Here is a 20,319-nt window from a genome sequence, read left to right as displayed (position 1 = left end):
TGGTTCTGGAGTTGTTTATGCGTTTTATAAAGTCCTAGCCCAAAAATGTTTAGAAAAATTCCATCCAGTTCCCTTCACCTGGATTAGTTTTACCTGCACTTTACTACTCTCTGGTGTAAGCTTACTGTTCTGGCCACTTCCCAATACCCAACTTGATTGGACACCCCTGTGGATTGGCAGTATTTTTTCTGGTTTAGTTAGTTTCATGGGACACACTTTCAATAATGTGGGAATTCGCATGATTGGCGCAACTAAAGCTTCTATCATCGGCGCAAGCAGTCCAGCGTTAACAGCATTAGTCGCATGGACAACAATTAGCGAAACTTTAAACCTGATTCAAAGCTTGGGGATTGGTATTGTCACATTAGGAATTGCACTGTTGAGTGGAGAAAGCTTTGTACGTAGACGTAGCCCATAAAATTGCTCAAAAATAGGAGTTAATGAGTGATTAATTTGTAAAGTATTTAATTTTTGATTTCATGCAGAGGAGGACACTTCCGTAAGCGGGTTTCGCAACTTGTACCCCTCCGGAGAAGCAAGCTACGCGCAGCGTCTCCCTCAGGAGAGGAAAGTGTCCGTCACGCAGAGGCGCAGAGAGTAATTAAAAGTATTATTAATTACGAATTACGTTAGCGTAGCGGTAGCGAGTCAGACGCTCCTACGTCGCTAACGCTATCGAGCGTCATTACGAATTACGAATTACGAATTATGTCTATTTACGCTGTCCTGTTTGATTTAGATGGGACTTTGACAGATTCCAAGCTTGGTATTACTCGCTGCATTCAGTTTGCTTTATCTGAACTCGGTTATAAACCACCCGATGCTGATGAATTGCATTGGTGTATTGGCCCTCCAATCAAAGACAGTTTTTCGCTGCTACTAAAGACTTCAGATGACGCAGTTTTAGAGCAAGCCATTTCACTTTATCGCAGCCGCTTTGCCACGATCGGATTATTTGAAAACTCCCTTTATCCCCAGATTTCAGAAACCTTAAACACTATTCGTTTTGCTGGTTATCAAACTTTTGTTGCGACTTCTAAACCACATATTTATGCTACACAGATCATTGAACATTTTGGATTGTCGTCACTTTTCAATGGTGTTTATGGGAGTGAACTTGACGGCACGCGGAGTGTCAAAGCTGACTTGATTTATCACATCTTAGCCACAGAAAAGCTTTCACCTTCTCATGTGGTTATGGTAGGCGATCGCTCTCACGATATGATTGGAGCCAAGCACAATCATCTGACTACAATTGGTGTCACCTACGGCTACGGAACTGAGGAAGAGTTAAAAACTCATGGCGCTGATTTGATTGCCCATACTCCAGATGAGATTCCCAAATTGCTCATGGCTGGGTCAAATTAGCAAGTCATTTAGCAAACGTTGGGGATGCTAAGACCCCCGTTATTCATCCTGCTTCCACAACCCATCAACAACTAAGTGATACGGAACAACTTTCCGCCGATGTGACATCTGATTTGGTGCGTGTATCAGTGGGTATTGAACATATTGACGATATCAAAGAAGATTTTGAGCAAGCATTTTAACAGATTAGTCATTGGTCATATCATGTTCGGCAAATCACTTATAATATGTCATTGCGAATGCAACGAAGTGGAATGAAGCAATCGCAAAGGTTTGGGATTGCCGCGCTACCCTCGCAATGACATAAGTATTAAGTCGAACATGATATCATTTGTCTCTTCCTCATGTTCCCCAAATCTAAAATTCAGAATTTTGAATTTATTGTCTCCTCAGTTAGTATTAGATGAATTATCAGCATTTCATTTCGCCACAAACTCAGTATTATCATTTGCCTATGCCATTTGAGTTAGAAGAAGGCGAAGTTCTAACTATTGTCAGAGGTAACAACAGCGATCGCAAAACCGTCATACCCTTTGTTGTCTACAGTCTGGATGGCAGTTGCACTCACACGCGGTTCAGATGCGAGTAACTCATTAAAACGACGTATTCCTTGAACACTAGGATCATCGCTATTCGCCTCAATTACAGATCCATTGCGTACAACGTTATCAGCGATAATCAAGCTGCCCCGCCGGGAAAGCTTTAACGCCCATGCAAAATATTCTGGGTTGCTTGGCTTGTCTGCGTCAATGAAAATTAGGTCAAATGAATTGTATCCCTCGTTAGCCAGTTGCGGCAGTGTCTCTATTGCCCGGCCAACACGCACCTCGACAAGATGAGCCAGACCAGCGCGGGCAATATTCTCACTGGCAACTTCGGCGTGCTTGGGATTTGACTCTAGGGTGATCAAATGACCGTCAACAGGCAATGCTCTGGCTAACCAAATTGTACTGTAGCCGCCTAACGTACCAATCTCCAGAATAGTGTGTGCCTTATGGATTAAGGCTAATAGCATCAGCAGCTTACCTTGGTTCGGCGAAACATTATGTGGTGGTAAACCAGCCGCATCACTAGCCTGAAGCGTCTTATCCAATACGGGATCGGCAGGCACAAGCAAATCAGTGATGTAATGGTCAACTTCTGTCCATAGTTCTTGAGTCATAATTCGTCTTTCAGAGGAGGAAACTTCCGTAGGCGAGTTTCCCAATTTGTACCCCTACCGGGAAGCAAGCTACTAATTCTGAATTCTGCTGTAAGAGACCGTTTGCAGCAGTTTGCAAGTAACTCTATGCCTTTCAATATAGTCATATATGAATATACTGACCACTCTGATCTCAGCAATTAGACGCTTGAAAAAAGATTTGCCTGAATGTTTTAATATTATTAAATAACTTGCAATTAAATGTCAGCCTGTTCCCAATAGAATACTCAGTATTTTTTGTAAGTTAATAACTTTTAGCTAAGTGGCAACTTCAAATGACGGAAAATACATTAGTTGATAAAACCTTTCGTGACAACGAGGGTAAAATTGTTTTGGCTCAGATGCCAAACTTACCGCTTATTGTTTGGATAGTAGCTAGTATCCTTAGTTTGGTTTTTACAAGTGGCAAAATCAATACGGTCTTAGATGTACTGGCAAATGGTTCCTTGTATACTTGGGCATGGCTAGAATTATTTCAAGGTGTTAATTATTTTCGCAGAACGCTAGGTCTTGCAGTACTAATTGCTATTATCGTATCAAAAATTCAGTATTGATAACGAAGAAATTTACTTCTTTTCTTCCTTGTCTTTAAGCTATGGTACATTTTTATGGAAGTTTAAAATACTTTTTTAAAAAACTTAACATTTCTTAATCAAGTTTAAAAAATCTTGCTATTGAGTTCATAATTTAAGAGCGATCGCTTTGTAAAGGTTAGTTGATATTTCTTGTCAAACTGCTGGTGAAGTTAGAAACTAAAGAAATACAACACACGCAATTATTTTATGACTGCTATCTCTAACCTTGAATTGAAACGGCCAATTTGGCAAACCGCCATCATATTGACTTTAGGCTTTTGGCTCAGTGCTAGTCTAGTTTTAGACTGGGTAATTATGCCTAGCCTTTATCTTTCTGGGATGATGAGCCAAGCTGGTTTTACAACAGCAGGCTATACGATTTTTTGGAACTTCAATCGGATGGAATTATTATCTGCCGCTGTGGTATTGACTGGGGCACTAGCTTTAGGCAAAACCCAATATCACTGGCGTATTGGTAGTATTGTTTTATCTGGGCTGTTGTTAACTATAGCTATGCTTGATACCTATTTCTTAACTCCGCAGATGTGTGCTATAGGAGTTCAACTCAACCTATTTGAAGCTGCTGCTGCTATTCCATCGACAATGAATTTACTACACGGCAGTTATTGGTTACTGGAATTAATTAAGCTTGTAGCATGTGGCACACTTTTAAACTGGTGCTGGCGCGAGCAAGTTTAAGTAGATGGAGAACTATAACGGTGAGAATATCTACTTATAAATCTCACGCCAAAGACGCAAATAAATTATTTGCGTCTTTTTGCTACATATAGATTATGGGTTAATAAATACAATATTTGTCTTTAAAACTGATGCTCCTGCTGCGCTAACAGATAGCGGCGATAGGCTGCGCGTACAATTTTGTATTTATATTTGTGATTTTTAAAACTTGAGATTTTTCGGACAAATTGCTGCTATAAAATGATTCACTCATTTTTTAACTGCAATTAAATAAGCATCTAAAATTATTTTTTACTGTAAATTTTCCACCTTCCCGGACATTTAAACAAATAAATATTTATAACAATTGTCTGGAAGATGCTATTAATTAGTTTTCATGTTTACTTTACTGATTTCTCATGAAGTTTATATTTTTCTGCTAACTTTTTTTGAAAATTATAGTAACCTGAGTTTTAGTGAGTACGTTACAAGAAAACGCAGGAGGCAGATAGCGCAGCGTTAGCGAGTCCGCGAGCGTCGGGCAGGGGGCGAAAGGAGAGAAGTATAGTTAAAACTTTAGTTCTGGGTTTAGAACCGCAGTTTAAAAAGAAGAATTGTATCGAGATGTACAACGTATTAGCGTAGCTGCACGAAATGCGATACAAAACTTCCACCCATAGCCTAAACCACACGTATTGGTGCGTGAGTTTCTTCGCCTTCTGAATGTTATCTACCATCTAGCTGAAAAGAGCTATTTTGCAGGCACGTACTATATAATCAAGAATTTCGCTGTAAGTTCTTGAATTTGTCGCTCCAAATTGTGCAGGGTGGCTATTTGCTCCACATAACATTAGAACCCGTTTCCAGTACTTATGAAGAGATTCACTTCTGCTGATTTTGTCGTCTGTGCATTTCACCACACACTATCATGGCGGCAATTGTCAGCTAACTCATCCTTGTCCGGAGGTTTACCATTCTTGTTGTGCAAGTGATAATTCTCCCTAATCCCAACACTAACAGATGCTCAAATACTGCTTAGGTTTTGTCTAGAAAATCACTTTGGTGTAGGTTAGTTTGAAGAACGAAACCCAACATTTTCGAGGCTTTGTTGATTTTCACGACCTTCAACGAAGAAGCAGGGGCAACATGGGTCTAATCCCACTTCTCCACCAGTGGCTTTCGTAAGAAAGCGGGAAGCTAACGCAACAGGTGGGGTGGTTACTGAGTTTACCGTGAGCGCAGTCGAACTGCGTAGACAAGGTGTCGAATCCCAATTCTTTTCTATCTCCCTTGCTCCTTACTTCTCTGTTTCTTGTTCAAGCCAACCTACAAAATTTCTTAACAGAGTAGTATTGAGGTTTGCTCTACAATCACAAATCTAAGTAAGACATTGAAGTTTTTGAATGCTTAGTTTTTAATCATACTTTTTCTCTTAATGCTGTTTCCCTCAAGAACAAACTTCTTGGAAAAGTACCCGACGACTCTTGTCAAAGCGACAAAAACCTAATTCGTCAGCGCGAACTTAATAGCTAAAAGCCCTATTAGAGAGCAATTTACGTTTACATAACAGTAGATTTTGGTCGCTCTAGATTTTAGCATTAGGAGCAACAAAACTTTTGCAAGAGAGCTAAAGTATCTATAATTTCAAGCTGCCAAATACGGATAAGAATGATACTTTTGTGACTGATGGGCGAGAGCCAATAGTCTATACGTGACACTTGAGCTATTGTTAGATTGGCTAGATTAGCTAAAGATACAGAAAACCAATCTCATTTTTGAAATACTATATCCTGGCAACTAGTCAGGCAATTTTGCTATTGGTCAGTAGCATAAATTGGTTTAGTTGTAACTCGTGCATTACAGCTTAACAGAGATTGGTGAATTAAAAGTTGGGGGGTATGGAATCTCTGTACTAACTCGAATGTGACCGCTATATTTATCTGACAGTGCTTCCAACAAAATCGCAGTGAATTCCGAAAAGGTAATTCACTAATTTCGCCTGCAAATGTTAATTTTATTCCCAAGCCATGCCAATGAAGACACTTCCAATTAGTAGATACAGATTTTTCCAAAAGCTTCAGCCCCTACCTTTGTTGAAAAAAATCACTGGTAAGTCGGTTACTGGTTGCTTGCAAGTGTTTAGCACGTCAGGCTCTTGGTCAATATATGTGGACGAGGGTAAATTAATTTATGCGTGCTACTCAGAGAAAATGTTTGAGCCGCTTTACAGAAATTTGCAACGCTTGAGTCAGCAAATTTCTACTCTCCCTCACGGTATCAAAGATCAGTTGCGGGCGATATTTGAAACTGGTATTGAAAATCAAGCAATACCAAATCCGGATTATTTGGCTATTTGCTGGTTAGTAAATCAGAAATATATCAGTCCCTCTCAAGCGGCAATGCTGATAGAGCAACTGGCGCTAGAAGTTCTGGAGTCATTTCTGAACTTAGAAGAAGGGAGTTATGAATTTATTCCTGAAAGCTTTCTGGATGATATGCCAAAGTTTTGTCATCTAAATCTCCGATTGCTAGTTGAACGATGTCTAACGCCCCAGGGAGAAGCAGGTTATTGTCAAACATCGTCAAATTCTCAATCGCACGCCTCACAATTTTTTCAAATAAATGAGTTGCAACCTAAAGCCAAAACTCCACCAAAGTTGCCTAGAATAAACAGCTATAAACCAGCAGCTTACTCTATTAATACTAATGAACATAGGAGTCAGCAAATCATCCAGTCGCCTGCTGACAAAAAAATCTACACAATCTTTTGTATTGATGATAGTCCTACGGTATTGAATGCTATTAAAAGTTATTTAGATGAGCAAACCTTTTCTGTTATCGGAGCCACCGATTCTTTAAAAGCTTTAATGCAGATTGTCCGGATAAAACCTGACATAATTTTGTTAGATGTTTCGATGCCTAATTTAGATGGATATGAACTCTGCTCTTTGCTGCGGAAACACTCACATTTTAAAAATACACCAGTGGTTCTGGTGTCAGAAAAAGTAGGATTTATAGATAGAGCTAAAGCTAAGATGGTCAGAGCATCAGGCTATTTAAGTAAGCCGTTTAAACAAGGAGATTTATTAAAAGTCATCTTTCGACATATTGTTTAATTTCCTAGTCTAAAAAAGCTTCACTTAATAATCAGGACAAACGCATCTAAATATGGACGAGCCTGGATAAAAGTGAAATTCAGCAAGACCCCAGGGTAAGTGCATCTAATTTTGTAGCTAGGTTTACAGATTTTTTTCACCCCAAAATATTTAAACGGAAGAGGCGATTTGAAATCGAATCAGGAATTTAAGTACATTTGTTTGTTATTTACTTTTCCTTTGCGTCCTATCGGTACACACATCGGTGTCTCCATCACCGGGTCAGGAATAATCCGACACTCCAATCCAAAAACTTCCTGAACCATTTCTTGAGTCATCACTAGCTTTGGTTGGCCAGCAGCAAAAATTCGACCATCTTTGACTGCAATTAAGTAATCAGCATAACGACACGCCTGATTTAAATCATGCAGCACCATCACAATTGTCCGTCCTTGATTTTGGTTCAACTCATACAACAAATCCAAAATCTCTATCTGGTGCGCTAAATCTAAAAAAGTAGTCGGTTCATCTAAAAGTAAAATATCTGTATCTTGCGCCAACGCCATTGCAATCCAAGCTCTTTGTCGTTGTCCACCAGACAAAGTATCTAATGCTCTATCTGCCAATTTCAACAAATCTGTAATTTCTAGTGCTTGCTGCACGATTTTTTCATCTTTTGTCGACCACTGCTGCGACCAATTTTGATAAGGATAACGTCCTTGTGCTACTAAATCTTGCACTGTTAATCCTTCTGGTGCTACTGGCCCTTGGGGCAAAATACCTAACTGCTGTGCTACTTCTTTGGTAGAAAGATTAAAAATAGATGTTCCATCAAGATATACCGTACCGCCACAGGGTTTAAGCAATCTTGCTAAACCTCGTAGCAACGTTGATTTACCACAACCATTAGCACCAACTAAACCACTAATTTGTCCGGTGGGGATTGCCAAATTCAGGTCACGGATAATCAACGCACCATCGTAAGCTAAAGACAGACTTTTGGTTGAGAGTCCTTTCATAAGTGATATTTCCCAGCTTTATTTTTTGCGGTTACGAATTAATAAATAAAGAAAATAAGGAGCGCCAATAGCAGCAGTTACAATCCCACAAGGGAGTTCGATAGGTGCAAACAGTGTTCTTCCTAGCAAGTCTGCCATCACAACAATCACTCCCCCTAAGAGTGCGGAAGTAGGAATCAAGCCTTCATGGGTTGCACCTACCAACTGTCGTCCTAAATGGGGTGCGATTAAACCAATAAAACCAATATTTCCAGCGGTGGCGACTCCTGAACCTGCTAAAGCTACACCCACCAGCACGAGTAAACCACGTTGCCATTCCACTTGACTACCTAAACTTTTGGCGACATCATCTCCTAAATTTAAAGCGTTCAAATGCCTTGCTAGTGTCAAAGCCATTGGGACAAAAACAATTAACCAAGGTAATAGAGAAAAGACTTGCTCCCAAGTCCGGCCGTAGACGCTCCCAGCTAACCAAACCAAAGCATTACTAACGTCATAAATTTCCCCAAAGGTAATCATCAAGCTGGTTATGGCACTGGCGATCGCAGACAAGCCAACACCCATTAAAATTAATAGAATCGGGGAACTACCGTTATTCCAAGCTAGCGAGTAAATTAAAATCGCCATCAGCAAAGCACCAGCAAAGGCTGATAGAGGCAAGGTATAAATAGGTGCTGAAGGAAATAGTACAATTACTGTAACTGCCGCCAGGCTCGCCCCAGCGTTGATGCCGATAATACCAGGGTCAGCCAATGGATTGCGTGTCAACCCTTGGAAAATAGTGCCAGAAATTGCCAGCGCCATTCCTACCATAAAAGCGACAAGGGTGCGGGGTAGACGCAGATTCTGAATCACGAATGAATGGTCTGGGTTTCCTGTATCTAAACCCAATATAGTTTTCACGATATCCAAAGGTGAGATTGGATATTCACCCCGCCCTACATTCATTACCATCGCCACTGCGATCGCTACTGCCAAACATAACAGTATGACTGGTACACGTCGCTCGATGCGGAAAGATATCGCTTGGGAACGAATGACTAACCAATCAACCTTCATTTCTTCACCTTTGACTTAGCCAGGTATACAAAAAAAGGAGCGCCAACGATTGCTGTCATTACACCTACAGGTAACTCCTGTGGTTTGAGCAAGATACGGGCGGCAATATCTGCGACCAATAGTAAAATTGCCCCTAAAACTGCACAATAAGGTAATATCCAACGATAATCGGCTTTAATGTAAAATCTCACTATATGGGGAACGACTAAACCAATGAAGCCGATTGGCCCTGCAAGAGCGACGGAACTTCCTGCGAGTAAAACTACGCTGATAGCGGTAATTATTTTGATCGAAGCTGTCTTTTGACCCAAGCCTTTGGCGACATCTTCACCTAAACTCATAGTAGTAATTTGTCTGCCGAGGGCAAAAGCTACTACTAATCCCATACCGACGAAAGGCAGCAATTGTAAGAATAAATTAAAATCTCGACCAGATAATGAACCAGCTAACCAAAATCTGACTTGTTCAAGTGTTTGTTGGCTGACAATGAGGATACCGGTGGTGAGGGAAGAAATCAAAGCAGTTAAAGCTGCTCCTGCTACCGTCAAATTCAATGGGGTGGCTCCTCCCCGTCCCAGCGAACCAAGGATGTAAACTAACACTGCTGTTACTCCCGCACCCAGAAATGCTACAAGAGCGTAAACACCTATGGATGAGCTGCCAAAAATAAAAGTTGCGGCAACTACAAAGAGCGCGGCTCCCGATTCAATACCCAAAATACCTGGGTCTGCTAAGGGGTTTCGCGTTAAACCCTGCATCAATGCTCCCGATACAGCAAGAGCTGAACCAACAAAGATAGCAATTAGCGATCGCGGTAATCTCACGGTCTGAATAACTAAGTGATCATAGGAACCATCAAAGGCTATAAAAGATGTCAAAATCTTACCTAGTGGTATTTCTGCTGCACCTAGCGTCACACTGAACAGCAAGCAAATTACTAGCATACATAGTCCCAAAATCAGACCAAATAAGGCTGACAATTGTGGCTTTTTCAATTCTCTAGGTGAGAGTGTAGTCGCTTTTATCATCTGATTCTGCCGTAACTGGAAAATATTATGCTCTGCTGGTTACTTGTTTTTTCAATGGGCACTCTCAATATTTAACAGCTTTTTACTCATGGGAGTTGATAATCTTTCTTGATAAATATACAGATTACACGATCGTGTAGCGTTTTCCCCATTTTTTAAACGCAATAAAGCACACTGTTATAGCTTTGATATAATTTCTCAACAAAGTGGTATTGTTAGATCAACTTAAATCTGCTTTGTCAAAGTCACCTGCGTGCAGCTATTACCTTGTTACCAAGAGGCTGCTCTTAGGGATTACCAAGAAATAATTTACTACTACTTGTGGGGTGGACATCTTGTCTGCCCCTAATTACGGGCTGGGTCTTTGACCTACCCCATAAGAAGAGTTGGATGTTTTTTGATTTGGAAGTTCCTTAGCAGATGTGCAGCAGGGCAAAGGGAAAACTCTTCTCCCTGCTTGTCTTTTGACCAATAGCAGTTTCAGTCACCAGGTGTTACATCTGTAAATGGTGGTGTTCATGAGGATTGATAGTTTACTTAAGGTTTACAAACGAAAATCAATACGCGTTTTACCCTTAATACTCAGCTTGATACTGGTTTTGTTTGTCGGAAGCGGCACTATGGCTGTACCAACAAAATCCACAGAGATATTATGGGATACTTATGGTGTGCCGCACATCTACGGCAAAGATAACCAGAGTGCATTTTATGCCTTTGGTTGGGCACAAATGCAAAGTCATGGAGATTTACTTTTGCGTCTCTATGGTCAAGCACGGGGACGCGCAGCCGAATATTGGGGAGAGGAATACCTGGAGTCAGATCGTTGGGTACAGACTGCGGGAGTACCAGAACGCGCTAGTACTTGGTATAAAGCACAGAGTCCAACTTTTCGTAGTTATCTCGATGCTTTTGCTGCTGGGATCAATGCTTATGCAAAACAAAATCCGAAGTTAATTGACGATCAAGTTGAGATAGTGCTACCAGTCAAGGCAGAAGATGTCATGGCTCACTTACATCGGGTACTCAATTTCACCTTTGTGGTCAATCCGGGGCAAGTATTAGACCTAAGTAAAGAAAAGTTGCAAGCAGGATCTAATGGTTGGGCGATCGCACCAAATCATTCTGCCGATGGGAACGCCATGTTGTTAGCAAACCCACACTTACCTTGGTCAAATTTATTTTTGTGGTATGAAGCCCAAATCACCGCACCAGGGATTGATGCTTATGGGGCAACACTTGTAGGTATTCCCGTATTAGCGATCGCCTTTAACAACAACTTAGGTTGGACTCACACCGTTAATACTTATGATGGTTGGGATGTTTATGAACTCACACTGGCAGGTAATGGGTACCAGTTTGATGACAAAGTTCGTAACTTTCAGACAAAAACCCTCTCCTTAAAGGTGAAGCAAAAAGATGGCTCCTTGCAAGAGCAACCATTAGTAGTGAAAAGTTCCGTCCACGGGCCAGTGGTAGCCGAGAAAAATGGTAAAGCCGTGGCGCTGAGAGTTGCAGGTCTTGACCGACCAGGTGTACTCCAGCAGTGGTGGGATATGGCACGAGCAAAAAACCTTGCCCAGTTTGAAAAGACACTTCAGCGCTTGCAATTGCCAATGTTTACGGTGATGTATGCGGATCGAGAAGGGCATATTATGCACCTATTCAACGGTCAAGTTCCGGTACGGTCTAGTGGTGATTTCGAATACTGGGAAGGCATAATCCCAGGAAATACATCTAAAACCTTGTGGACAAAAATTCATCCTTACAAAGATTTACCGCGCATAGTTGACCCGAAGAGCGGATGGTTGCAAAATACCAATGACCCACCTTGGACAACTACATTTCCAGCCGCCATTAAAGCAGATGATTACCCACCTTACATGGCACCTCGTTTCATGGATTTCCGCTCCCAACGTTCTGTAAGGATGTTGGCTGAGGATGACAAAATTTCTTTTGATGAAATGGTTGCATACAAGCACTCTACCCGTATGGAACTGGCTGATCGGATTTTGGATGATTTAATTCCAGCTGCACGCAAATATGGCCAGGACTTAGGGCAAAAAGCAGCTAATGTCTTAGAAGCCTGGGATCGGCAAGCCAATGCAGATAGTCGAGGAGCTGTATTATTTGCCTTTTGGGTACAACAGATGGACTTAGATAAGGCGTTTAGCAAACCTTGGAACGAAAATTCTCCACGCACTACACCGGATGGTTTAGCTAATCCTGAAAGTGCAGTTGCAACTCTAAAAGCAGTCGCAGCAGAGGTAGAAAAGACCTATGGGGCGCTTGATGTACCGTGGGGCCAGGTTTTTCGGCTACGGTTGGGTAATGTGGATTTGCCTGGTAATGGTGGAGATGACGACCTGGGAATTTTTCGGGTACTAGAGTCTGCTCCCGGAGAAAATGGTCAGTTCCAAGCTGTTGGAGGTGATTCATATACAGCTGCAATTGAATTTTCTAACCCTGTACGAGCAATGGCACTCACCAGCTACGGTAATGCATCTCAACCTGGATCGCCCCACATTGGCGATCAGTTACAGATGTTTGCTAACAAAAAGTTGCGGACTGTGTGGCGCGATCGCTCTGATATTCTCGCCCATTTAGAAGAACGTAAAATATTCTGAGGTCAATTTTTAGCGCTTGCTTACGCCCAAAAACTGTACAGTTTTTGGGCGTAAGCGTAGCCCGTCGCAGACATCGCAATTTGCAGTCAGTAATTTATTAATGAACCAGGAGGCAAGATGGAGAACAACACCATAACATGGTGGATATATGCACTACTTTCGGCTGGCTTTGCAGCATTGACAACTATCTTTGCCAAAATTGGGGTAGAAAATGTCAACTCTAATTTAGCAACAGCAATCCGAACTGTTGTTATCTTAGTAGTTGCTTGGGGAATAGTATTTTTTCAAGGAAATGTAGTTAGTCTCTTAGCTATTCCCCAAAAAACGATGATTTTCTTATTATTATCTGGAGTATCTACAGGGTTATCATGGATTTTTTACTTCCAAGCTTTGCAAGCAGGAAAAGCTTCCCTTGTTGCACCAATTGATAAATCAAGTTTAGTATTAGTTTTATTGTTTTCGGTTATTTTTCTGGGAGAACCCTTAAGCTGGAAAATAATATTAGGAAGCAGTTTAGTAACTATGGGAACTTTAGTTTTAATCTTTTAAACCCAGATTCCGCAGGTGCGATCGTAATTGTAGAGAAGTTAAACCTCTCTACAAATAGCAATCGAGAAATAATTTATGCTTAATGTTTAGTAGATGTTACCTCCATCTGCTTTCTTAAACTTAGAGGTCTCATATCAGTCCACACTTCTTTAATGTATTCTAGACATTCTGCTTTGAGTCCACTTTTACCTGCATCTCTCCAGCCGAGAGCATTTTCTCGCTCAAGAGGCCAAATAGAATATTGTTCTTCATGATTGACTACAACTTTATAAATAGTTGTATCCTCATCTCGTGTACTGCTCATTATTGATTTACCTCAAACTTATTTTTATTTATTAGACTGTTTGTGACCGACAAAAATAGCAAAATCATTACATTCCGAGTTAGCTAAATTACCATTGCGCTCATAGACATTAATATTTTTAAACCCTACACATTCAAGAGCCGATGAAATTTCTCCTTGAGAGTAAGCTCTAACTAAATTATTAATATCAAAACGTTGCCAAACTTTTTCTACCAATTGAAAGATAGTTATTTTAAATTGTCCTATCTTTTCTCTCGAATTATAGCTATCACAACAAGCCCAAGCGAAATCGTCTTTTACATCTCCATCTGTGATTACACCATTCCATGATGTATAACCATCTTCTAAATTCAAAGCAAACAAAAAAACTCCATTATCTAGCAGTGCATTATACACTTTCGTGAAAACCTGTTGCAGTTCTTCAATGGTCATTATATGATTGAGGCTGCCACTAGGAGAAATTACAGCATCAAAACTAGGTGGCAACTTAAAAAATCTAGCATCATCAAGGATGAATTGAGCATTTGGAGCATTTTCACGAGCATATCGCAACATTGCTTCGGAAATATCAAGACCAGTAACTTTATAGCCTTGCTCGATTAAATGTTGTGCCATGTGTCCAGTACCACAACATAAATCAAGAATACTTGCGCCTTTGTAAATTTGATATTCTTGTAATAATTGTTCAAAAGGTGGCAAATTATTTTCACAGTATCTCGCTCCCCAATACTGATTGTAAATACGCGCCCAAGAGTCATATTTAGAGTTAATGTTTAGTGCCACCATTTTGCCAATCTCCTAATTGTTACAAAGTTAAGCTTATTTATGGACATTATTATGGTAAAAAACCACCATTTCGCAATTCTTTAACGCTCTCCTTAACTGCTTGAATAATGAAATTTAAATCTTCATCTGTATGGGCTGTCGATAATAAACCACCACCAGGACGTAGAAAAACACCTTTATGAATTAGGTGATAGTAAATTAAATCCATGTTGGCTGATGCAGGCGAATTGGCAAGATTAGATGGGTCGCCGAAAGGTACAACATTAAAAATTGAGCCACAATTTGACAATTTAATTGGCACTCCATCCTCTTCAAAATAGGAATTTAATTGTTGAATAAATTGAGAAGTACGTTGATTTAATTCTTCTTGAAGACTAGAACCTTGGGTTTTGAGATACTTGAGGACTGCTTTTGCTGCTGCCATAGATAAAGGATGCTTGCAGTAAGTACCAGCAAAAAATGTTGTCTGCACTTGCGGAGCAGATGTATCACCAAAATTCCACATTCCGCCGTCAATTCTATCCATATATTCAGCTTTACCAGCGATCGCACCAATGGGCATACCGCCACCAACAATTTTTCCGTAAGTAGCAATATCAGCTTGTACACCAAACCATGCTTGCGCCCCGCCTGGATGAATACGGAAACCAGTGAGCATTTCATCAAAAATCAACACTATTCCTGCATCTTGTGTTAATTTTCTCAACTGATGTAAAAACTCTTTTGGTTGGATATCTGGACGGCTATTTTGTACAGGTTCCACAATGACAGCAGCTAACTCTGTCTGATGTTGTTTGATAGTTTCTAACGACTGAATATTTCCATATTGCAAAACTAAAGCATCTGCAACAACGGTAGGAGATACGCCAGGAAACATTGGTACTACTTGCGTAACTTCATCCTGAATTCTAGTTTTAACCAAGCTAGCGTCAGAATGTCCATGATAAGAACCAGAAAACATCGCTATTTTGTGACGACCAGTGGCGGCGCGTGCAAGACGTAAAGCAGTAATTACTGCTTCTGTACCTGTATTACTAAAAGTTACGCGTTCCATTCCGGTCAGTTCAGAGAATAACTCTGCTACTTCACCCGCTAAGTCTGACTGTGGGCCAATGTGGATACCTTGTTCTAATCTTTCTGTCAGAGCTTCTTTGATAAATGCTGGATTATAACCAAATAAATTGACGCCAAAACCCATCATTAAATCTACATATTCGTTGCCATCTATATCCCACATCCGTGAACCAGAGGCATATTTACCAACGATAGGATAAACAATTTCTTTAATAGCAGTACGAAATCCTGCTGAACCTCTGACATCAGCTAAAACATGACGATAGGTATGAGCTTGTTTTTTAGATGTTGGCGTTTTTTGGTTGTAGCGTTGAATAAAATCGTTAAGATACTGCTGTTGATGGTTGTTGAGACCATTTTGATTAGGAAGTTGTGGTAAGTTCAATTCTTGTGTTTGCATGATGTTTATGTATTTGTTAGTCAAAGCTATCTGTAAATTTGCGGCTATTTTTTGTCTAAAAATCCTTGTTGTGCCAAATATGAAATATAGGTAGACAACAATTTTTCATCAATATCTGGACAGATAATTTGTGAGTTAGATAATTCTGCGATCGCATTTTGACAATCAATTTTTAAACTGCCTGTTTTTACAGGTTGCTTATCTGAATTCCCCTCTGAGAAAAATGGCACAAGTGGATATAAAGTATGTTCAGGTGAAGCACCGGCTATGTTAATTAATTTTAATTGCCAATGTTCGTAAGACAATTGTTTAATTTGATAACCAAACGATTGAATTACCTGAAGTAGAGTATTCGTGTGTAAAAGTTGATTGTTCACTAAATGAAATGCTTGTCCTGAATATTTTTGTTGTTTTGATAGATGGATAATAGCTTGGCTAACATAATCAACAGGCATAATATCTTCCTGAATATCACGGTCGGGAACACTGCCAAGTTGAACACAACCAATAATTAGTTTGTACACTAAGTCATTAACATTAAAAACTCCACTTTGGCTATGCCCGGAAACCCTACCAATTCTGTAAATGTTAATTGGTAAACCTCTGTTTTGAGCAGTTTTAATTAGCTTTTCACATACCCATTTAGTTTGTAAATAACCACTACTAGGTACTGGATAATTATCAATACTATCTGCTTCAGTAGCTACTGTAACAGCCGAGTCTTTCAAGGGTGAAAAAATACTAGCAGTAGAAATAAAATATAATGGCTTTGTTTGAACTTGACAAGCTAATCTCAAAACTTCTTGTGTTCCCAAAACATTTGCATCTTTTAAAACAGAGTAGGGATAAATATGATGCACCCAAGCCCCATTATGATAAATAACATCAATTTGATTAGCTAACTCTTGGAACTCTTGCTCATTTAGCCCAAATAATGGTTGAGATAAGTCTCCGATAACAGGAATAATTCTCTGACTAAAACTATTATTCCAGATTAAATAAGACTCTAGAGCCTTTTGTAATTTTTTATTACCTGCTTCTGAATTGTTAGCGCGTACTAAACAATAAATTTTGGCGTTAGTTTGCTGCAAAAGTTCAAATAGCAAGAAAGCACCTAAAAAGCCAGTCGCTCCTGTTAATAATATATTTTTGGCTTCAGATTCAGGTTGTTTATAAGGAAGTTTTGGATAAATTGTTGAATCAAGAATAGTTTCTTGATTCCAGTTGATAATATTTTCTTGACTCAATTTATTATTAGATTCGCCTTGCTGATGCTTTTCTAAATTAATAGCTAAACTAGCCACGGTAGGTGATTCAAACAAAACACGTAAAGGTAAATTTACTTGAAAATCTGCCCGAATTTTCAAAATTAACTTGGTTGTTAATAAAGAATTACCTCCTAGCTCAAAGAAATTATCGTCAATGCTTACTTTTTCCACACATAACACTTCAGACCAAAGTTGCGCCAACTTTATTTCTGTTTCAGTGCGAGGAGCAATAAAAGTATTTTCAATCTCTTGAAGGTTGGGTTTGGGTAAAGCGCGACGGTCAATTTTACCATTGGGTGTGAGAGGGAAAGCCGCCAGCATAACAAAAGCAGAAGGTATCATGTAGCTGGGTAACTGCTCTTGTAAAAACTGCTGCAAATTGCTAGAGTTTATCTGGTTCAGATGTGCTGACTCTGGCACAACATAAGCAGTTAATTGCTGTTGCTTGGGTCTATCTTCCCGAACTAAAACTACAGACTCTTTAAGCATTGGGTGTTTGCCAAGTACAGCTTCAACTTCGCCCAATTCAATTCGGAAACCTCGTAGTTTTACTTGATTATCTACCCGACCAATTAATTCAATATTTCCGTCTGGTAGCCAACGACCTAAATCACCTGTTTTGTAAAGATATTCTCCTGTCTCTTGAGTGAAAGAATTAGGAATGAATTTTTCTGCTGTTAAATCTGGTCTATTGAGATAACCCCGCGCCAAACCAGCACCACCTATGTAAATTTCTCCTATTACTCCCACAGGGAGGGGTTGTAAATAGCAGTCTAGAATATAAATTTTAGTATTAACAAATGGTAGACCGATGGGTACTAACTGCTCTACAGATAAGTTAGTTGATCCGGTTTCAAAATAGGTACTATCAATAGTTGCTTCAGTTAAACCAAAAGAATTTATTAGCCTAGTTTTTGGACTGCAAAATTGCCTAAAGCCTTGATATTCTTGGACATACCAACTATCAGAGCCACAAATTAACAACTGCATAAAGTCAAGGCGTTGTTGACTTTGCTCTAAGTATTGTATTAAGTTTCTCAAAACTCCAGGCACAAATTCTGCACAGTCTACTTGTTCCTGAAGCATGAGTTGATAAAGTTTTTCTGGTTCTAGTAATAACTCACGCGGACAGAGTACCAATTTACCACCAGAACAAAGAGCGCGAACTAAGTCTCCAGAAAAGACATCAAAGGAGAAACTCGCCATTTGCAAATGAGAGGTGGCATTATTTTGCAGATGATAAGCTTCTTCCCAAGCAAAGTAAGCATTTACTAAGCTGCGATGTTCTATCATCACACCTTTAGATTTACCTGTAGAACCAGAAGTATAAATAACGTAAGCTAAATTATTTGCTATTACCTGACCTACAGGATTTTCTCTAGTTTGATTAGTAATTTGCTCGCAGTTAGAGTCGATATAAATGATTTGTATATTATGAATTGGTAAATTGTTAACCAGTTTTTCTTGTGTGAGGATGGTTGATACTTGGGCATCTTCTAACATATATGCCAAGCGTTTTTGGGGATATGCTGGGTCAAGTGGAAGATAGGCTCCGCCTGCTTTGATAATTCCTAAAAGTCCAACTAGTAATTCGCAGGAACGCTCTAAACAAATACCTACTAGAACGTCTGGTTTGACTCCTTGAGTTTGCAAATAATGTGCTAGTTTATTAGCGCGTTGGTTGAGTTCTTTATAAGTTAATTTTTCATTCTCAAATACCACTGCTATAGCATCAGGAGTTTTTTCTACTTGCGCTTCAAACAGTTGATGAATGCACTGTTGAGGTACATATATTTGATTGCTATTCCAAGTAGTTAGTATTTGCTGATGTTCTGTTGCTGTTAATAGGGGTAAGTCAAACAGAGGTTGGTCAGGATGGGTAATAATACCTTCTAATAAGGTTAGAAAATGTCCCAACATTCGGCTAATTCTGTCAGCATTAAATAAATCTGTGTTATATTCTATTCCCCCCTTCAGCCCTGCTTCTGTCTCTACCATTGAGAGCGTCAAATCAAAATTGGCTGTCTTACTTTCTACGTTTAAGGGGTTAAGGGTTAAATCTGGCAGATGTAAAACTTCTGTTGGTGCATTTTGAAGAATGAACATTACCTGAAACAGAGAACTATGGCTTAAATCTCTTTCTGGTTGTAATTCTTCTACTAATTGTTCAAAGGGCAAATCTTGACGAGCATAAGCGCCAATAGTAACTTCGCGTACTTGTGCTAGTAGTTCTTTAAAAGTCGGGTTTCCTGCTAAGTTGCTCCGCAATACTAAAGTATTGATAAAAAAGCCAATCAACCCTTCGATTTCGGAACGGTTGCGGTTGGCAATCGGAGTACCAACTAGAATGTCATCCTGTTGAGTATAACGATGCAGCAAGACTTTAAATGCTGCCAGCAGGGTCATAAATAAGGTGACTCCTTCCTGCTGACAGAGGTTTTTGAGTGCTGCTGTTACTGACTCTGAGAGTGCAAAAGATTCAGTTGCGCCTCGGTCAGTCTGAATTGCTGGGCGTGGGCGGTCTGTGGGTAATTCTAAGACTGGTAAATCACCACCTAGCTGTTGCTTCCAGTAGTTTAACTGGTTGTTTAACACTTCTGCTTGTAACCACTGTCTTTGCCAAACTGCAAAATCTGCATACTGAATTGGCAGTGCGGGTAAGTTGCACGGTTGACCGCGATCGCAAGCTTGATAAAGTGTTGTTAATTCGCGGATGAGTATACCTGTTGACCAGCCATCGGACACGATGTGGTGCATGGTAAACAAGATTACATGGTCTATCTCACCCAGACGTAACAAGCTCACCCGCAGTAGCAATTCTTTTTCCAGGTTGAATGGTGTTTGCGCTTCTAGCATGGCTAGGCGTAAAGCTTCAGTTTCCCTCTCGGTTGCGGGGATCGTCTGCAAATCAATGATGGGTAGTTGTAGCTTATCTGCTGCATTAATTACTTGGACTGGTTCGCCATCGACGACTGTGAATGTGGTGCGTAGCGTTTCATGGCGACGGACGATTTCGTTGATGCTGTTTTCTAGAGCGGCGATGTTTAACCTGCCTGTTAAACGGATGGCGGCAGGAATATTATACGCACTGCTTTGGGGTTCTAGTTGGCTAAAGAACCACAGCCTTTGTTGGGCATAAGATAAAGGAAAATTCTGAGTATCTCGACTTTGGGGTTGAATTTTAGCTTGCGAGGCTTTCCCCTTTTGCTGATTAAGTTTTTGCAGCAACAGGGCGCGTTTTTCGGGAGATAGTTCAGCAATTTTTTGCAGCAGGTTACTCATGTAATTGTG

16 protein-coding genes are annotated in these 20,319 nt (G+C 40.1%); 8 read left to right on the top strand and 8 right to left on the bottom strand.

Annotation, left to right across the window (positions count from 1 at the left end; all coding sequences use genetic code 11):
- The 3 genes from H6G97_RS09830 to H6G97_RS09820 all read left to right on the top strand — a co-directional run.
- Positions 1-418: DMT family transporter (locus tag H6G97_RS09830; RefSeq protein ID WP_190940432.1), on the top strand; the 418-nt coding region annotated here is incomplete at its 5' end.
- Between the two features lie 290 nt (positions 419-708).
- Positions 709-1,368: an HAD family hydrolase gene (locus H6G97_RS09825; RefSeq protein ID WP_190940431.1), complete on the top strand. Its 660-nt coding sequence runs from the start codon at positions 709-711 to the stop codon at positions 1,366-1,368.
- The gene (locus H6G97_RS09820; protein WP_338421647.1) at positions 1,344-1,550 is read left to right on the top strand and encodes a PLP-dependent transferase; all 207 of its coding nucleotides are present in this window, start codon (positions 1,344-1,346) and stop codon (positions 1,548-1,550) included. Before H6G97_RS09825 ends, H6G97_RS09820 begins: the two co-directional genes overlap by 25 nt.
- Positions 1,551-1,852: 302 nt before the next feature.
- Here H6G97_RS09820 and H6G97_RS09815 read toward each other — a convergent pair whose 3' ends face one another.
- Positions 1,853-2,530, bottom strand: coding sequence for an O-methyltransferase (locus H6G97_RS09815; RefSeq protein WP_190940430.1), 678 nt, complete (start codon positions 2,528-2,530; stop codon positions 1,853-1,855).
- Between the two features lie 314 nt (positions 2,531-2,844).
- Between H6G97_RS09815 and H6G97_RS09810 the strand changes: the two genes are divergently transcribed.
- The 3 genes from H6G97_RS09810 to H6G97_RS09800 all read left to right on the top strand — a co-directional run bounded on the left by H6G97_RS09810 (position 2,845) and on the right by H6G97_RS09800 (position 6,938).
- Positions 2,845-3,123 (top strand): hypothetical protein, encoded by a 279-nt coding sequence (locus H6G97_RS09810; RefSeq protein WP_190940429.1) that lies wholly within the window; start codon positions 2,845-2,847, stop codon positions 3,121-3,123.
- A gap of 228 nt (positions 3,124-3,351) precedes the next feature.
- Positions 3,352-3,843, top strand: a complete 492-nt coding sequence (locus H6G97_RS09805; RefSeq protein WP_190940428.1) for a hypothetical protein — start codon at positions 3,352-3,354, stop codon at positions 3,841-3,843.
- A 2,012-nt stretch (positions 3,844-5,855) separates the two neighbouring features.
- On the top strand, positions 5,856-6,938 hold the full coding sequence (locus H6G97_RS09800) for a response regulator (RefSeq protein ID WP_190940427.1): 1,083 nt from the start codon (positions 5,856-5,858) through the stop codon (positions 6,936-6,938).
- A 179-nt stretch (positions 6,939-7,117) separates the two neighbouring features.
- On the opposite strand, the gene H6G97_RS09795 is transcribed toward H6G97_RS09800, so the two are convergent.
- The 3 genes from H6G97_RS09795 to H6G97_RS09785 are packed head-to-tail and all read right to left on the bottom strand — an operon-like array spanning position 7,118 to position 10,023.
- Positions 7,118-7,936, bottom strand: coding sequence for an ABC transporter ATP-binding protein (locus tag H6G97_RS09795; protein WP_190940426.1), 819 nt, complete (start codon positions 7,934-7,936; stop codon positions 7,118-7,120).
- Between the two features lie 18 nt (positions 7,937-7,954).
- A complete protein-coding gene (locus H6G97_RS09790) occupies positions 7,955-8,995 on the bottom strand; it encodes a FecCD family ABC transporter permease (RefSeq protein WP_190940425.1) in 1,041 nt (346 codons plus the stop codon).
- Positions 8,992-10,023, bottom strand: a complete 1,032-nt coding sequence (locus H6G97_RS09785; protein WP_190940424.1) for a FecCD family ABC transporter permease — start codon at positions 10,021-10,023, stop codon at positions 8,992-8,994. Before H6G97_RS09785 ends, H6G97_RS09790 begins: the two co-directional genes overlap by 4 nt.
- A 518-nt stretch (positions 10,024-10,541) precedes the next feature.
- On the opposite strand from H6G97_RS09785, the gene H6G97_RS09780 reads away from it, so the two are divergent.
- Together H6G97_RS09780 and H6G97_RS09775 are read left to right on the top strand one after the other, a co-directional pair.
- Positions 10,542-12,647: an acylase gene (locus H6G97_RS09780; protein WP_190940423.1), complete on the top strand. Its 2,106-nt coding sequence runs from the start codon at positions 10,542-10,544 to the stop codon at positions 12,645-12,647.
- A gap of 177 nt (positions 12,648-12,824) precedes the next feature.
- Positions 12,825-13,196, top strand: coding sequence for an EamA family transporter (locus tag H6G97_RS09775; protein WP_422394176.1), 372 nt, complete (start codon positions 12,825-12,827; stop codon positions 13,194-13,196).
- Between the two features lie 79 nt (positions 13,197-13,275).
- Here the strand turns inward: H6G97_RS09775 and H6G97_RS09770 are convergent, their stop codons facing one another.
- From H6G97_RS09770 to H6G97_RS09755, 4 genes are read right to left on the bottom strand one after another with little or no spacing between them, the layout of a single operon-like run.
- Positions 13,276-13,500 (bottom strand): MbtH family protein, encoded by a 225-nt coding sequence (locus H6G97_RS09770; RefSeq protein WP_190940421.1) that lies wholly within the window; start codon positions 13,498-13,500, stop codon positions 13,276-13,278.
- Between the two features lie 24 nt (positions 13,501-13,524).
- Positions 13,525-14,286 carry a class I SAM-dependent DNA methyltransferase gene (locus tag H6G97_RS09765; protein WP_190940420.1) on the bottom strand — a complete coding sequence of 254 codons (762 nt, stop codon included), beginning with the start codon at positions 14,284-14,286 and terminating at the stop codon, positions 13,525-13,527.
- Positions 14,287-14,335: 49 nt separating this feature from the next.
- Positions 14,336-15,760, bottom strand: a complete 1,425-nt coding sequence (locus H6G97_RS09760) for an aspartate aminotransferase family protein (RefSeq protein WP_190940419.1) — start codon at positions 15,758-15,760, stop codon at positions 14,336-14,338.
- 44 nt (positions 15,761-15,804) lie between these two features.
- Complete coding sequence (locus H6G97_RS09755; RefSeq protein ID WP_190940418.1) at positions 15,805-20,310, bottom strand: non-ribosomal peptide synthetase; 4,506 nt, start codon at positions 20,308-20,310, stop codon at positions 15,805-15,807.
- Between the last annotated feature and the right edge of the window lie 9 nt (positions 20,311-20,319).

Source organism: Nostoc flagelliforme FACHB-838 (assembly GCF_014698065.1).
Taxonomy (GTDB): domain Bacteria; phylum Cyanobacteriota; class Cyanobacteriia; order Cyanobacteriales; family Nostocaceae; genus Nostoc; species Nostoc flagelliforme_B.
The sequence above is the reverse complement of the archived record's forward strand: the minus strand, read 5'-3'. Positions and strand labels throughout refer to the sequence as shown.